Annotated in this window: 11 protein-coding genes and 2 pseudogenes; 5 read left to right on the top strand and 8 right to left on the bottom strand. The window is 67.7% G+C overall.

The window, feature by feature from the left end:
- Nucleotides 1-140: 140 nt before the first annotated feature.
- Nucleotides 141-299, bottom strand: a complete 159-nt coding sequence (locus tag K6T84_RS21380) for a hypothetical protein (RefSeq protein ID WP_329786827.1) — start codon at nt 297-299, stop codon at nt 141-143.
- A 539-nt stretch (nt 300-838) separates the two neighbouring features.
- On the opposite strand from K6T84_RS21380, the gene K6T84_RS21375 reads away from it, so the two are divergent.
- Nucleotides 839-2,302, top strand: coding sequence for a tetratricopeptide repeat protein (locus tag K6T84_RS21375; protein WP_329786826.1), 1,464 nt, complete (start codon nt 839-841; stop codon nt 2,300-2,302).
- Between the two features lie 86 nt (nt 2,303-2,388).
- Here the strand turns inward: K6T84_RS21375 and rfbA are convergent, their stop codons facing one another.
- Nucleotides 2,389-3,261, bottom strand: a complete 873-nt coding sequence (rfbA, locus tag K6T84_RS21370; protein ID WP_329786825.1) for a glucose-1-phosphate thymidylyltransferase RfbA — start codon at nt 3,259-3,261, stop codon at nt 2,389-2,391.
- 884 nt (nt 3,262-4,145) lie between these two features.
- Between rfbA and K6T84_RS21365 the strand changes: the two are divergent.
- Together K6T84_RS21365 and K6T84_RS21360 are read left to right on the top strand one after the other, a co-directional pair.
- Nucleotides 4,146-4,655 (top strand): annotated as a pseudogene (locus K6T84_RS21365) (PGRS repeat-containing protein); the annotation flags it as partial.
- A gap of 628 nt (nt 4,656-5,283) precedes the next feature.
- Nucleotides 5,284-6,252, top strand: coding sequence for a PGRS repeat-containing protein (locus tag K6T84_RS21360; protein ID WP_329786824.1), 969 nt, complete (start codon nt 5,284-5,286; stop codon nt 6,250-6,252).
- Between the two features lie 83 nt (nt 6,253-6,335).
- On the opposite strand, the pseudogene K6T84_RS21355 reads toward K6T84_RS21360, so the two are convergent.
- From K6T84_RS21355 to K6T84_RS21330, 6 genes and pseudogenes are all read right to left on the bottom strand, one after another.
- Nucleotides 6,336-6,566 (bottom strand): annotated as a pseudogene (locus K6T84_RS21355) (GtrA family protein); the annotation flags it as partial.
- Between the two features lie 278 nt (nt 6,567-6,844).
- On the bottom strand, nt 6,845-7,252 hold the full coding sequence (locus K6T84_RS21350; RefSeq protein WP_224863463.1) for a PIN domain-containing protein: 408 nt from the start codon (nt 7,250-7,252) through the stop codon (nt 6,845-6,847).
- Entirely contained in the window at nt 7,249-7,476 is a 228-nt protein-coding gene (locus K6T84_RS21345) for a type II toxin-antitoxin system VapB family antitoxin (RefSeq protein WP_224863461.1), read from the bottom strand. Before K6T84_RS21345 ends, K6T84_RS21350 begins: the two co-directional genes overlap by 4 nt.
- A 276-nt stretch (nt 7,477-7,752) precedes the next feature.
- The gene (locus K6T84_RS21340; protein WP_329786823.1) at nt 7,753-7,920 is read right to left on the bottom strand and encodes a hypothetical protein; all 168 of its coding nucleotides are present in this window, start codon (nt 7,918-7,920) and stop codon (nt 7,753-7,755) included.
- The gene (locus K6T84_RS21335) at nt 7,917-8,135 is read right to left on the bottom strand and encodes a DUF2191 domain-containing protein (RefSeq protein ID WP_408066161.1); all 219 of its coding nucleotides are present in this window, start codon (nt 8,133-8,135) and stop codon (nt 7,917-7,919) included. The genes K6T84_RS21340 and K6T84_RS21335 overlap by 4 nt, the downstream gene beginning before the upstream one ends.
- A gap of 115 nt (nt 8,136-8,250) precedes the next feature.
- Nucleotides 8,251-8,619 (bottom strand): GtrA family protein, encoded by a 369-nt coding sequence (locus K6T84_RS21330; RefSeq protein WP_304621341.1) that lies wholly within the window; start codon nt 8,617-8,619, stop codon nt 8,251-8,253.
- Between the two features lie 72 nt (nt 8,620-8,691).
- Here K6T84_RS21330 and K6T84_RS21325 point away from each other — a divergent pair, with 72 nt between their 5' ends.
- On the top strand, nt 8,692-9,807 hold the full coding sequence (locus K6T84_RS21325; RefSeq protein WP_225400919.1) for a mandelate racemase/muconate lactonizing enzyme family protein: 1,116 nt from the start codon (nt 8,692-8,694) through the stop codon (nt 9,805-9,807).
- A gap of 507 nt (nt 9,808-10,314) precedes the next feature.
- Nucleotides 10,315-15,000 carry a PE family protein gene (locus K6T84_RS21320; protein ID WP_304621293.1) on the top strand — a complete coding sequence of 1,562 codons (4,686 nt, stop codon included), beginning with the start codon at nt 10,315-10,317 and terminating at the stop codon, nt 14,998-15,000.
- The last annotated feature ends 72 nt before the right edge of the window (nt 15,001-15,072 follow it).

Below are 15,072 nucleotides of genomic sequence, written 5' to 3'. Positions count from 1 at the left end.
TCACCCGGAGGCCACCCCGGTAGGGCTTTGACGATACAAGTGCGAGGCCGCTCGAATCCGCCACAGTTCATTGTCCAGCACCGTGGCCAGTGTTTTGGTCCTGATAATCTGCGCCCATGCGCTTCGCCGTCGCGATTGTGTCACCTCCGAATTTTCAGCACAGCAAAGCATTTGATGAAGTTGCCGAGGGTTTGCACCATGCTCTTGTGGCGCTGGGGCATGACTCGGTGCTGACCAATCGTCTCGACCTCGACGAGCGCCGCACCATCGTCCTCGGCGGAAATGTCCTCGTCCGGCATGGCCTGGGGCCGCCCAAAAACGCCATCTTCTACAACCTTGAGCAACTAGGTGACGACTTGCCATCGGCGACGCTACCGGCCTTCTTCGACCCTTTCCGGCGTTATCCGACGTGGGATTACAGTCAGGCCAACATCGAGTACCTCGCTGCGCGAGGGCTGCCCCGGCCGACATATGTCCCGATCGGGTATGTCCCCGAGCTGACCCGGATCACCCACGCCCCCGAGGACATTGACGTCCTTTTCTACGGCGCATCATACGAGCGCCGGTACGCGGTTCTGAAAGACCTGCATGATCGGGGCCTTCGCGTCAAATGGTTGTCGGGCGTTTACGGGGCGAGTCGTGATGCGTGGATCGCGCGTTCGAAGATCGTGCTGAACATGCATTACTGGGATGCCAAGATCTTCGAGATCGCGCGGGTGTCCTATCTGCTGGCCAACAAGCGTGCGGTGGTCTCCGAGCGGGGTGATGATCCGGCTTTGGAGCACGAGTTGGAGTCCGGTTCGCGTTCGCCGCCTACGATGATCTGGTTGATCGTTGTGTGGAACTGCTCGCCGACGAGCGGGCGCGACGCGAGCTCGCCGAGCAGGGTTACCAGTTGTTCTCCGCGCGCGACCAGGTCGCCATCGTCGAGCGCGCACTGTCGGCAAGCCTTGACGGGCTCACCCACGAGACCGCGGCAGTTGACGTCTCGTGCATCGAGTTGCCCCTGGAGGCGGACGGCCGAGACAACAGCGTTGATCAGCAACGCCGGGAGCGGGAACTGTTCAGGCACAAGTTCGTACCGGACCGTGATCGGTGGCTGGCCGAGGTCGAGCGTGATCCTACGGACGCCCGGTCGGTGTTCTTCCTCGCCGAGACGTGTTTCCAGTTGGAGGATTTCATCGCCGCGCGCAGGTGGTACGCGCGGCGTATCGAGCTGGGCGGCGATGAGGAGGAGATCTACTGGGCAATGTATCGGCTTGCGGCGGCGATGCAGGAGCTCGGCGAACCGTGGCCCGATGTAGAAGACGCCTACCTAGCTGCCTCGGCTTTCCGACCGACCCGCGCCGAAGCATTGCATGCGATCGCCGCCGAATACCGGAAACAGCAAAGCTACCGGCTTGGTTACACGTTCGCCCAGCGCGCCGCCGCCATCCCGTTCCCCGACGAAGACCTCTTCGTCCTCGGATACTTCGCCGAGGTTTACACCTGGCGTGCACTTGATGAGCAGGCGGTGTGTGCGTCCTGGATCGGCCGGCATGACGAGGCGTTCACCCTGGGCCGACGCCTGCTGGCCCGCACCGACCTACCCGACTCGGATCGGCAACGGATCGCAGCCAACCGCGACTTTGCCGTACCGGCCATGCTCGACGCGGCCGCACCCTATCCCGACGCCTTAGTACAGACCTTGACCGCAAAACCCGGCCAGGGCGCGGTCACCGTCACCCTGATCGCCGGACCCGACCGGGACATGACCGAGCAGACACTGAACTCATTCCTCAACTGCTGCCTCGATGCCTCACGCATCGGGCAGGTCCTGGTGCTCGATACCGGGCTATCGACCGCGGACCGCGCACACCTGCGCAAACGCTACCGCTTCCTCACCCTCATCCGGGACAGAACCGGCGGCGGGCTGGGGGCCCAGCTCGCACAGCTGCACGCGCAGATCAAGGGACGGTTCTGGCTGCACCTAGATCAAGGCTGGCGGTTTTTCGCCCCGGAGAACTACCTCACCTGCTTGACCGCAGTGCTCGACGCCGACCCCCGGGTCTTCCAGGTGGGCATCAACCTCGGGGATGCCACCAAACTCACCGGCGCCAGCGCAGCCGAAGAGGCGATTCACCGCGCCGCTGACACCGGCCGCTACATCCTGACCAACGTCATGGCCCGGGGCCCGGCCATGTACGACACCGCACGCTTAGGCCGGGCCCTCCGCGTCAAAAACACCAACCTCGATCCGGCCACCGGCCCACGCACCGCCAGCCTCGATGAAGTCCTGTGCGTCGCAGGCCCACAGCCGTAGACGCCCTGCCCAATCGGGAAGCATCCGATGAAGCTTGTTCGCCCAGTTGGTATTTCGGGCGTGACCAGCGAACGTGGTGGTCGAGTTCAGCCGTTACCTGTGTCGAGCAGTTCAAGCAGGTATTGGCCGTATCCCGATTTGATCAGGCTCTCGCCTCGTTCCCGGAGCTGGTCGTCGTTGATGAAGCCGCGGCGCCAGGCGACTTCCTCGGGCACGCCGATCTTCAAGCCCGCACGTAGTTCGATGGTGCGGACATAGTTGCCGGCGTCCAGCAGCGAATCGAACGTTCCGGTGTCGAGCCACGCGGTGCCGCGAGGCAGGACCTCGACCGACAAGGTGCCGCGGTCGAGGTAGGTGCGGTTGACGTCAGTGATCTCATACTCACCGCGATCCGATGGCCGAAGCGACGCTGCGATCTCAACGACGTCGTTGTCGTAGAAGTACAGCCCCGGGACCGCGTAGTTCGATCGCGGACACTTCGGTTTCTCCTCGAGCGAGATCGCGTGGCCTTCCGCGTCGAATTCGACGACACCGTAGGCTGTCGGATCCGACACCCGGTAGGCGAAAATTCTGCCCCCGCGGACGTCTCTGAGTCGGCTGAGTTGTGACCCCAGCCCGGGGCCGTAGAAGATGTTGTCGCCGAGAACCAGTGCAACGGAGCCTTTTCCGATGTGACTCTTGCCGATCGTGAATGCCCGGGCGAGTCCGTCTGCGTTTGCCTGAACCGCGTAGCTGATCGAGATACCGAACTGCGATCCGTCGCCCAGCAATCTGCCGAATGCCGCGGCATCGGTCGGTGTGGTGATGACCAGGATGTCGCGGATCCCGGCAAGGATCAGCGTCGTCAGCGGGTAGTAGATCATCGGCTTGTCGAAGACCGGTAACAACTGCTTACTCGTACCCACGGTGATCGGGTGCAGCCGAGAGCCGACTCCGCCGGCCAAGATGATTCCGCGCACGCGAGGAGTGTGCCAGCGGCGGATCAATACTCACAAGTCGCCGCCGTGACTGACGGAAACCCTCCCCCCGCGACAGGTGTTCGTTAGGCCGGCCGCAGAGTCGGCTGATTGAGCCTTAGTCGGATTGGGACTGAGGATCTCAAAACCGCAGGTCAGAGCAGAGGTGTCAAATTACTGAGCAGTAACATAGAAAACTTTGATTATTTGGCTTCCGCTCAGTTAACTTCGGGTCTAATGTCAACCTCGGATTATCTCAGGTAAGAGGGACTGGGCGTAGTCAGCAGGACTGCCGGACACGGGCCGCGGAAGCGTTCCACCGCTGGTAGATCACTAATTTTGCTGAACACGCAGTTTTACTTGCGGTGATCCCAACCAGCTGAGCGTGCACATGAGAAGCGCATTGGGAGGGCAGAGAGATGATCGGTCGAGGTTCGAAGAAGCAGGACCGCAAGCCGGCTAGCCAGCACCGGATTCTCCGTCTCGGCGTTGCGGCTGGAGCCTTCCTTACCTTCGGCTTGTCGCCGGTGGCGGGGGCGCCGGTGGCAAGGGCTGACGGCGACGACTTCGGCTTCAACTTCGACGAGTTCTTCGATGCGCTGTTCGCGGTCGACCCCGCGCAGAGTCACGACTGGGACAGCTGGATCGACAACCTCAATGACGCGCTGCAGGGCTCATGGAACGTTAACAGCTCAGACGACTGGCTGGCCGGGGCTGCGCCCGCTGACCCGTTCAACCTGACGCAGTGGTTCCAGGACAACATCTGGGAACCCCACTATCAGTGGGATCAGGACTGGATCGCCGGTGAGACGTGGTTGGGCAACCTGACGGTTCAGTGGGATGACGCGCTGAATGGCTTCTGGACCGCGATCGGCGGCCAGGGCATGTTGATCGGCAACGGTATCGATGGAACCGCGGACCATCCCGACGGCGGAGCCGGTGGGCTTTGGTTCGGTGACGGCGGTGACGGTTGGAACAGCACGGTGGCCGGCCAGGCCGGTGGCAACGGGGGTTACTCCTACGACGGTAACGCTGGTGCCGGCGGTGACGGTGGTATCGGCGCTGCTGGCGGTATCGGCGGTGACGCCAACTACGGCTTCGCAGGTAATGGCGGTGATGGCGGCGCCGCCGCGGCGGCCGGCGCTACCGGCGGCGCCGGCGGTGCTGGTGGCAATGCGACCGGTTTCTTGTTCGGCATCGGCGGTGACGGCGGCGAGGGCGGATCCGGGGCCACGGGCAGCGACGGTGGCGGAGATGGCCTGGCCGGCGGTGTCGGCGGTGCCGGTGGCGCCGGTGGTCACGGCGCGATCTGGATGGGCAACGGCGGCGACGGCGGTATGGGCGGCCAGGGCGGCAACGGTGGCGACGGTGGCCCCCTCGGTGGTGCCGGCGGTGCGGGCGGTGCCGGCGGTGCCGGCGGCGCGCCTGGCGCCCGCGGGATCTTCGGCACGGTTGGGGCGGCTGGCGCCGCGGGACCGAGTGGCTTGGCGGGACACGCCTCCGGCTAACCGCTCCACACTTGTTCACCAGATTCGGTCGGCCGGCTTCGGTCGGCCGAATCTGACTGTGCGGACGGGTGCGAGTGGCACCACCGCCGGTTCTTTCTTTACGACCCTTAAAACTGCAGGTCAGAGCGGTGTTGTCGAATTACTGGGCAGTAATGTAGAAAATTTTGTACTTTTGGCTTCCGCTCAGTTAACTTACCGTCTAAGGTCAATCGCGGATCATCTCAGGTGAGAGGCATTGCGTGTAGTCAGCAGGACTGCCGGACGCGGGACACGGATGCGTTACACCGCTGGTAGAGCATCGATTTGGCTGAGAACACAGTTTCACTTAGGATGATTGGAACTAGCTGAGCGTGCATATGAGAAGCACATGGGAGGGGCACAGATGACGGGTCGGCACTCGAAGAAGCAGGACGGTAAACCGGCTAGCCGGACTACGGCTCACAATCGGGTCGTCCGACTCGGTGTTGCGGCTGGAGCCTTCCTTACCTTCGGCTTGTCGCCGGTGGCGGGGGCGCCGGTGGCAAGGGCTGACGACGACTTCGTCATCGACTTCAACGAGTTCTTCGATGCGCTGTTCGCGGTGGACCCGGCGCAGAATCACGACCTGGACACCTGGCTCGACAACCTCAATGACGCGCTGCAGGGTTCGTGGAACCTCAATAACTCGGACGACTCGTGGCTGTCCGGTGCTGCGCCCGCTGACCCGTTCAACCTCACGCAGTGGTACCAGGACAACATCTGGGAGCCCCACTACCAGTGGAACCAGGACTGGATTGCCGGTGACACGTGGCTGGGCAACCTGACGGTTCAGTGGGATGACGCGCTGAATGGCTTCTGGACCGCGATCGGCGGCCAGGGCATGTTGATCGGCAACGGCATCGATGGAACCGAGACGCACCCCGACGGCGGCGCCGGTGGAATCTGGTTCGGTGACGGCGGCAACGGTTGGGACAGCGCTGTGGCCGGCCAGGCCGGTGGCAACGGGGGTATGTCCTACGACGGTATCGGTGGTGCCGGCGGTGACGGTGGTGCCGGCGCTGCCGGCGGTATCGGCGGTCTCTCCCAGTACGGCATAGCCGGTGATGGCGGTGACGGCGGGGCCGCGACCGTGGCCGGCGCGGCCGGTGGTGCCGGTGGTGCTGGTGGCGCCGGGGCCAATTTCCTGTTCGGAATCGGCGGTAACGGCGGAGACGGCGGGGTCGGGGCCGTGGGCGTCACCGGCACCGGCAATGGACCGGGCGGTGTCGGCGGCGCCGGCGGCGCCGGTGGTGCCGGCGGTAACGGTTCGACCTGGATGGGTAACGGCGGCGACGGCGGTACAGGCGGTCGCGGCGGCGATGGCGGAACCGGTGGCCCCCTGGGCGGTATCGGTGGTGAAGGCGCAGCCGGTGGTGCCGGCGGTTCCGGCGGCGCAGCCGGGATCTACGGCGCGGCCGGGGCGGCTGGCGCACCGGGACCGAGCGGCTCGGCGGGAGCCTCCGGCTAACCTCTCCACACTTGTTCACTAGATTCGGCCGGCCGGCATCGGCCGGCCGAATCTGTCTGTGCGGAGGGTTACGTGAGCGCTGCTCAGCGCGCCCGGAAGATCAGCGTCCGCTGCACCACGAAGTTGATGACGGTCGCGGTGCCCTGCGCGGCCACGAACGCCACCGGCAGCGCCCACCGCTGGTAGTCCAGCAGGTCCAGAACCAGGTGGTTGATCCCCACCTGCACCCCGAACGTCAACGCGTACAACGCCATCACCGCGACGAAGCGCCCGGTGTGCGCTGAGGATTGGAATGTCCAGCGCCGGTTGATCACTAATGGCGGTACCTCCTACGGCCAGGCCACCGGCGGGGCCGGCGGTACCGGTACGGGTGCTGGTAGCACCGGAGGTCTCGGCGGGACGGGCTTGATCCAGGGCAGCAATGGTGGCATCGCCCATGGCGTCGCGACCGGCGGTGACGCCGGCGACGCCACCAACGCCGGCAGCGGATTCGGTGCTTCCGGGCCGTCTCCGGCAACGGCGGCGACGGTGGAACCAGCGCGGGTGGCGGCGCCAACGGCGACCCGAGCGTCACACCGGCGCCGTAACCCCGCTAGCCGTTGTCAGCCGCGAGCGCCCGGACCTGAAAACCCGGCCGCACCTCGGTGATTCGCCGGTAGTCCCGGTCGTGATGTAAGACGCCGGCCCGATGGTACAGCGCGGTCTCGGCGATGAATAAGTCGGGCAGCGCAGTTCGATGCCACATCCCGCGGTGGTGTGCCAGGTCCCGCTGAAGGCGGCGGACCCGGCTGAAGATGTCGGTGGGTGCGGCCATCACCGGGTAGGCGTCATGCAGCGACGCGGACTGGCCGTCGTAGTCGGCCGCTGAGCGCGCCGAGTACAGCCATTCGAGTTCACTCATCTCGCAGATGGCCAGGTCGGTTAGGTCGATGCCGTCCGGCAATGGCGCCCCGGCGACCAGCCGTACGTGCGCGCTTTTGTCGAGCAGCCACAGCGTCATTGCCACGCCTGATCGGACAGCAGTATCGCGGTGTCGACCTGTGTGCCGGCGCGGGCGAGATGCTCGGTGATCCGCCGCCGGCGCTCATTGGCCTCGTCCTGGGCCTCGGCTACCAGCCGGCGCAGCGCGGATTCCACCGTCGACCGCAGTGTCTGGCCTGTCACCGACTGGGCTGTGCGCACCAGATCCTCGTCGAGTTCGATCGTCGTCCGCTTCACCGCCATGCGTACATATTACTGACGGATACGTACATATCAAGCTGACCAGCGCTGGTATCGCCGGCGCCAAGACGCCGCTGGGCGAGTTTCCAGAGAAATACGGAGCAAAAAAGGGCGCTTCTTGGTGGCTATCCGGTACGACTGGCGGTGACGGCAATATCGTCACCACCGGCGGCGCGCAGTCGGACGGCGAGACCGTCACCGGCACGACCGGCCAGAACAAGCCGTGACCCATACCCTCTGAGAACACCCGGCCCGGTCGCGAGACCGGGCCAGGTGTTTTTATTGACGTTGCCGGAAATATTTGCGCGCGATCGAATCGGGCCGTGCCTCCAACGACTCACCCGGCGCGAACCACCCGTGATCAGGCCAGAATCCGGAAATTTCCACTCCGGGCGCCCCGGCGACCAGCCGTACGTGCGCGCTTTTGTCGAGCAGCCACAGCGTCATTGCCACGCCTGATCGGACAGCAGTATCGCGGTGTCGACCTGTGTGCCGGCGCGGGCGAGATGCTCGGTGATCCGCCGCCGGCGCTCATTGGCCTCGTCCTGGGCCTCGGCTACCAGCCGGCGCAGCGCGGATTCCACCGTCGACCGCAGCGTCTGGCCCAGGTGCTCGGCAACCAACCGCGGTGCTATCGCCGGCGCTATCCGATTCAACATCATCCACATGGTCACCTCACGGTGCGGAAGTGACAGGTGTGGCCGCAGCTCGCGCCGATTACTCCGCCGGCTCGTCGACCGCGCACTCGCCGGCGCCGTAGGTCGTGCTCGCCTGAGCTCAGCGTGCCCGGAAGATCAGCGTCCGCTGCACCACGAAGTTGATGACGGTCGCGGTGCCCTGCGCGGCCACGAACGCCACCGGCAGCGCCCACCGCTGGTAGTCCAGCAGGTCCAGAACCAGGTGGTTGATCCCCACCTGCACCCCGAACGTCAACGCGTACAACGCCATCACCGCGACGAAGCGCCCGGTGTGCGCTGAGGATTGGAATGTCCAGCGCCGGTTGATCACATAGGCGGTGAGGGTGCCGGCGACGAAGCTGCACGCCTTGGCCAGGTCGACCTTGACCCCGAAACCGAGATACAGCAGCAGGTACAGTCCGAAGTCCACCACCGCCGACAGCACCCCGGTGATCAGGAAACGCAGCATCTGCGTGGGCAGGTGCTGATGATGCTGCGGCGTCTCAGTCACCCGGGAAGCTTAAGTCCTACCCTGAAAACCATGCCCACCGTCATCGCTGTCATCGAAGCGATTCCGCTGCGCATCCCGCTCAAGCCAGACCTGCCGGGTGCCGCGCTGTGGGGCAAACCGATCGACGCCGTGGACTCACTGCTGGTGAAGGTGACCGCCGACGACGGCACCGTGGGTTGGGGCGAGGCGTTCGGGTTGTACGGTACCGACCTGGCGGCCCGTGCGCTCGACGAACTCGTCGCGCCGCTGTGCCTGGGCCGCGACGCAGGCGACATCGCCGCGCTCATGGAGCAGGTGCAACGCAAACTGCACGTCTTCGGCCGCGGCGGCGCCATCACCTACGCGCTGTCGGCAGTGGACATCGCGCTGTGGGACATCGCCGGAAAACGCGCCGGGGTCCCGGTCTCGGCGCTGCTCGGCGGCACGACCGGGGCCCACGTCCTGCCCTGCTATGCGAGCCTGGCCTGCTACACCGAGCCGGATCGGGTTCGTGCCGCGGTGCGCCGCGTCGTCGACGACGGATTCGGCGCGATCAAGCTGCACGAATCGACGCTGCCCGCCATGCAGGCCGCCCGTGACCAAGCCGGGGCCGGTATCGCGCTGATCGTGGATGCCGGCTGCTCCTGGAGCCTGCCGCAGGCTCAAGCGCTCGCCACCGACCTGCACGCCCTGGGGCTGACGTTTTTGGAGGAGCCGCTGTGGCCGCCGGAGAACTTCGGCGGACTGGCCGAACTACGCCGCAGCACGGGTCTGCCGGTGTCGTCGGGCGAAAACGTCGGCACCCTCATGGAGTTCGAGCGGTTGCTGGCCGCCGGCGCGGTGGACTTCGTGCAGCCCAGCCCAGCGAAGATGGGCGGAATCACCGAGTTGTGCAAGGTGTTTCCGCTGGCGGCGGTCCACAACGTCGCGGTGATGACGCACTCCTTCTATGACGGGCCGGGTCTGCTGGCCGCGATGCACGCCGCCGCCGCACTGGGTGGCGCCGGTGCGATGGTCGAGTGGCGCTGGTTCGACCTGGAAGCCTCGATCTACGGCGAAGCCCTGATGCCGGTGAACGGCCGGATCGCGGTGCCGGACGGACCCGGCCTGGGGCTGGACCCCGATCCCGATGTGATCAGTGCGTACCGCTTCGATCTTGATTCCTGACATACACCCTGCAAACACCGAAGGTTAACTACCCTGTCGGGAATTCAGCGAACAAGGCGGTGGGGTGGGGCCGCGTGACCAGCTGCGTGGCGAGCCGCTGAGCTGGTGGTTCGCTGCCGCAGTAAATTCTTCGACCACCCATGGCGCTCCCCGGCAGCTATCTCCGCGTAGCCGGAAGTGTGCCGTCACAGGGGTTTTCGGTACGCCCCAGATAATCAACCAGCTCGCTGTTTCTGATGGGTCAGCAAAGAAATTCCTGGCTCTGCATAAGCAGCGGCCCGTCGACTATCAGGGTTACAAATCCGCTCTCAGTTGCCCGAATTTGTGAAAGTTACCCGGCAAACATCACGTCGAAACCCCACTTGACCGGTGTAATCGCATGCTCGTAATGTGCCGAAAACAAAGTCCGGATAAGGCATCACGTCCGACTCGTATTTCAGCTAGCTTACGGTTACTTAGGTTTTTTACGTCGTCGTCAACGCGCACCATCGCCTGGAGGAGGGGATCATGTCGTCGAGGTCTATCGCTGGAAAGGGCAGGCGTCGGGCCGGCCGCGTGGTCGGCGCTACGAGTGCGGTCGGGGCTTTCCTCGCATTCGGGATGATGCCGCTCAGCGCGGCACCCGCACGGGCCGACGGGTTCGACGACATGTTCGATGCCCTGTGGAGCCAGATGTCGACGTGGTTCGACTCGTCGTCCATGGAGTCCTCGCTCGTCGACTACAGCGCGCTGTTCGGTGGCGACGTCCCAGGCTCGGCCGCCGACCAGATGGTCGACCCGCTGCAGGGGCTGGATGACTTCGTCGCCAACGCGATCAACACGGTGATCTACCAGCCGCTGCACAGCCTCGGTGAATCGCTGATCAGCGGCGGGTTCACCGTCGACGGTGTCTTCGCCAACGGCGCCAACGCCTACGTCAGCCTCGCCGACGACGGCGACCTGATGTACCACGCCGCCACCGCGGGCGGTTTCCTGTTCGGTGACGGCGGTAGCGGCACGCTCACCAACGCCGACGGTGACCTGATCGGTGCGGGCGGCGCGGCCCTGACTGACGCCGACGGCAATGTGATCACGCTGGCCGACGTTCAGGACGGCACCTACTCCTTCGCGAACGCCAGCTCGATTGACCTCGACGGTGGTGCCGGTGGCATGCTCGGCGACGGTGGTGCCGGCGGCAGCGGTGCCGGCATCAACATGGCCGGCGGCGACGGCGGCGCCGGTGGCTTCCTGCTGGGCAACGGCGGCGACGGTGGCGCGGGCGCATTCGGCGCCGACGGTGTCGCCGCGGCGGGCTTGGCCGGCCTGACCGGCGGCAACGGCGGTGTCGCCGGCTTCCTGTTCGGCAACGGCGGCAGCGGTGGCGCCGGCGGCGCCGGCGGAAACGGCGCGGCCGGGACCAACGGCAACCGCGGCATGGACGCGTTGAGCTTCCCCGGCGGCGCCGACGGTGCGGCCGGCATCGCCGGCACCAATGGCGGTGCCGGTGTCGACGGCTTGGCCGGCGGTGCCGGGGGCGTCGGCGGCAACGGTGGCGCCGCCGGACTGTTCGGCACGTCCGGCGCCGGTGGCACCGGTGGCGCCGGAGGTAACGGCGGCGTCGGTGGAAACGGTGGCGACGGTGGTGTCGGCGGCAACGGCAACGACAACACGCAGCCCGTGAACGAAGGCATCACCGCACTTGCCGCCGACCCGACCGGCCCCGGCGGCGTCGGTGGTCTGGGCGGTAACGGTGGTAACGCCGGATCCGGTGGTGCCGGTGGCATCGGTGGCGCCGGCGGTAACGGTGGTGCCGGTGGCTTCTTCGGCATTCACACCGCGGGTGCGGCCGGTAACGGCGGCGCCGGAGGTAACGGTGGTGGATCCGGTCTGGCCGGCAACGGTGGCGACGGCGGCGACGGTGGATCGGGCGGCGGGGCCGCGCCGGCCAATGGTCCCGGACTGGTCGGCGCCGCCGCGGCTCCGACGGGCCTGGTCGGTGGCGGCAACGGCGGTGCCGGCGGTGACGGCGGCAACCTCGGCGCGGTCGGTCTCGGTGGTAAGGGCGGCGCGGCGGGCCTCGCCACCGGGCTGCTGTTCGGTGGCACGCCGGGCACCGCGGGTGCCGCCGGCAGCGACGGCACTTTGCCGACGACCGTCTCGGGTAACGGCGGTAACGGCGGCGTCGGTGGCACGGGCAACGGACTCAACCCCGACAGCACCGGCGTGGCCGGCGGCGCCGGCGGCAACGGTGGTGCCGGTGGCGACCACGGCAACGGCGGTAACGGTGGTGTCGGTGGCACCGGCTCGCAGGGCGGCGACGGCTCGAATGGTGTCCTGCAGGAAGATGGCACGCCCGGTGCCGGCGGCGACGGCTTCGCCGGTGGTGCAGGTGGCGCGGGCGGTGTCGGCGGCAACGGTGGCTCGGTCTCGGGCAACGCCGGCAACGGTGGCGCGGGTGGTGTCGGCGGCAAGGGCGGCACCGGCGGTACCGGTGCCGACTCCATCGATCCGTCCATGGCCGGTGGAGCCGGTGGCAACGCCGGCAATGGTGGCGTAGGCGGCGCCGGTGGCAACGGCGGTAACGCGACCAACGGCAACGGCGGTAACGGCGGCGACACCGGCAACGGCGGCAATGCCGGTGTCGGCGGTATCGGCGGCAAGGGCGCCAACGGTGTACTGATCACGGAATTGGTGCCCACCGACCAGAACGGCAGCGGCGGCACCGGTGGCGTCGGCGGCAACGGTGGTGACGGCGGCGCGGCCGGCGCCACGGTGGGTGTCGGCGGCACCGGTGGCGGCGACGGCCACAGCGACGGCGCTGACGGCAACCTGGGCCGGATCGGCAACGGCGGCGACGGCGGCGCCGGTGGGCTCGGCGGCGACGCATTCACCGATGACAACGGCAACTTCGTCGGCAACGGCTTGGGCCCCGCGCACGACGACGCGACCGGGGTCGGCGGTTCCGGCGGCAACGGCGGCAGTGGTGGATCCGGCTACGCGGCAGGCACCGGTGGTGCCGGCGGCGGCGGTGGCCAGGGCGTCTACGGCGGCACCGGCGGTAACGGTGGAAGCGGTGGCGCGGTCACCTCGGCGGCCGACCGCGGCAACGGCATCGGCGGTAACGGTGGCGTCGGCGGTGTCGGTGGCGACGGTTCCGGCCACGGCGGCTACGGCGGTCAGGGTGGCGCCGGTGCCAACGCCACCGGTGACGACACCGCGGGCAACGGTGGCGATGGCGGCGCAGGTGGCAACACCACCGGTGCCGCGAACCCCGAGTTCATCCCGATGGCCACCATGGCCGGTGGGCACGGCGGCAACGGTGGCGTCGGCGGCTCCTCCGAGAACGGCACGGCCGGCGCCGGCGGCAAGGGTGGCGGAGGCGGAACGGGCGCACCCGTCGGCGCCGACCTGACCAACCCGGTGCTGAGCACCGGCGGCTCGGGCGGTACCGGCGGTGACGGCGGCACCACCGTCAATGGCACCGCAGGTGCGGGTGGCAACGGTGGCGATGGTGGAACGGGCAGCTTCACCGGTGGCCACGGCGGCGCCGGGGGTAACGGCGGTGCGGTGGCCGTGGACAGCGAGGGCAATGTCGGAACCGGCACTGCCGGCAACGGCGGCGACGGCGGTGCCGGCGCCAGCGGCGGCGCCATCAACGGCGGCGACAACACCAACACCGTGACCGGCGGCAACGGCGGCAACGGCGGCAGCGGTGCCGCCGCGACCGGCACGACCGCCGGCCAGGGCGGCGGTGGCGGTGGTGGCGGCGGTGGCGCCATCATCAGCCAGATCGATGGCGGCATCGTCACCAACAGCGCCGCGACCGGCGGTAACGGCGGCGACGGCGGTGCGGGCAGCATCACCGGCGTCGGCGGCCAGGGCGGCACCGGTGGCTACGCCGGTATCCAGGCCGACGGCCAGGGCAGCACCATCGACGGCGCCAACGTGGTCGGTGGCAACGCCACCAACGGCGGCGCCAACGGTGTGAACGGTCAGGACGGCACCAACAACGCGATGGTCAACAAGGGCGGCGGTACCGTCAGCGACGTCACCGTGCGCAGCGGCGACAACGTCGGCGACCATGTCGGCGGCGGCGCCGCGGTGAACGTCAGCGACGGTGGCAGCATCTCCGGCACCACGGTGACCGGTGGTAACGCCAGTGCGACCGCCGACGGCGGGGCCGCGAGCCTGACCGCCATCGGCAAGGGCAGCGCCATCACCGGCAGCAGCGCAACCGGTGGCAACGCCGGTACCGGAACCAACGGCGGTAGCGGCGGCGCGGGCGGAACGGCCGACATCACGGCCACCGATGGCGCCGTCATCGACCAGACCACCGTCACCGGTGGTGACGGCGGCGCCGGTGACAACACCGGCACGGGCGGCACGGGCGGCGCGGCCGCTGTTTCGGCAACCGGCATCGACAGCAGCGTCACCGGCAGCGCCACCGGCGGCAAGGGTGGTCTCGGCGACAACGGCACCGGTGGCGACGGCGGCGCCGGCTACCTCGTGGTCGACGCACCCGGCGGCGGCTCGGTCGGTGCGGGAGGCGACGCGGTGGCCCAGGGCGGCAACGGCGGCACCGGCACCGACGGCGGCACCGGTGGCAACGGCGGCTTCGGTGAACTGGAATCCGGTGAGGCCGGCTACAGCTCCACCGGCGGCGACTCGTACGGCACCTCGACCGGCGGTGACGGCGGCAACGCCACCGGCGCGGGCAGCCACGGCGGCAACGGCGGAAGCTCGGACATCCAGAGCTCCAAGACCACCAACGGTGGATCGCTGGGTGGCCCCGGTGGCACGGCCAGCGGCACCGCGCACGGCGGTACCGGCGGCAACGCCACATCCGATGACGCGGGCAACGGTGGCACCGGTGGCAACGGCGGCAAGGCCAGCATCGCGACCGGCGGTGACGCGGGCAACCTGGCCAACGGGACGTCGACCGGCGGCAACGGCGGCGACGGCCTGGACGGTGGCGCCGGTGGCCTCGGCGGGTCGAGCCGACTCGACGCCTTCGGCAACGACGGTGCCGACCCAGCAACTCCCTCGACCGCTACCGGCGGCACCGCTACCGGCGGCAGCGGCGGCAGCGGCACCGGGACTGGCAACACCGGCGGCAGTGGCGGCGACGGCGACATCGTCAACACCGGTGGCACCCAGTCGGAAGGCGCGACGGCGAGTGGCACCAACGGGGCGAACAACCCGGTCACTCCGTAGCGAAACCGTGATGGCATTTTGACCAAACATCAAGCGTGCGTGGGGAAGTTCTCGTCGAAAATCCCATAATCT

Source organism: Mycobacterium zoologicum (genome assembly GCF_020181635.2).
GTDB lineage: Bacteria > Actinomycetota > Actinomycetes > Mycobacteriales > Mycobacteriaceae > Mycobacterium > Mycobacterium zoologicum.
Note: the sequence above shows the minus strand (reverse complement) of the source record. Positions and strands in the feature narration are given on the sequence as shown.

Coding starts and splice junctions, on each gene's coding strand:
- K6T84_RS21380 (WP_329786827.1), bottom strand. CDS start 299: ATGCCGGACGAGGACATTTCCGCCGAGGACGATGGTGCGGCGCTCGTC.
- K6T84_RS21350 (WP_224863463.1), bottom strand. CDS start 7,252: ATGACGCTGTGGCTGCTCGACAAAAGCGCGCACGTACGGCTGGTCGCC.
- K6T84_RS21345 (WP_224863461.1), bottom strand. CDS start 7,476: ATGGCGGTGAAGCGGACGACGATCGAACTCGACGAGGATCTGGTGCGC.
- K6T84_RS21340 (WP_329786823.1), bottom strand. CDS start 7,920: ATGACGCTGTGGCTGCTCGACAAAAGCGCGCACGTACGGCTGGTCGCC.
- K6T84_RS21335 (WP_408066161.1), bottom strand. CDS start 8,135: ATGATGTTGAATCGGATAGCGCCGGCGATAGCACCGCGGTTGGTTGCC.
- K6T84_RS21330 (WP_304621341.1), bottom strand. CDS start 8,619: ATGCTGCGTTTCCTGATCACCGGGGTGCTGTCGGCGGTGGTGGACTTC.
- K6T84_RS21325 (WP_225400919.1), top strand. CDS start 8,692: ATGCCCACCGTCATCGCTGTCATCGAAGCGATTCCGCTGCGCATCCCG.
- K6T84_RS21320 (WP_304621293.1), top strand. CDS start 10,315: ATGTCGTCGAGGTCTATCGCTGGAAAGGGCAGGCGTCGGGCCGGCCGC.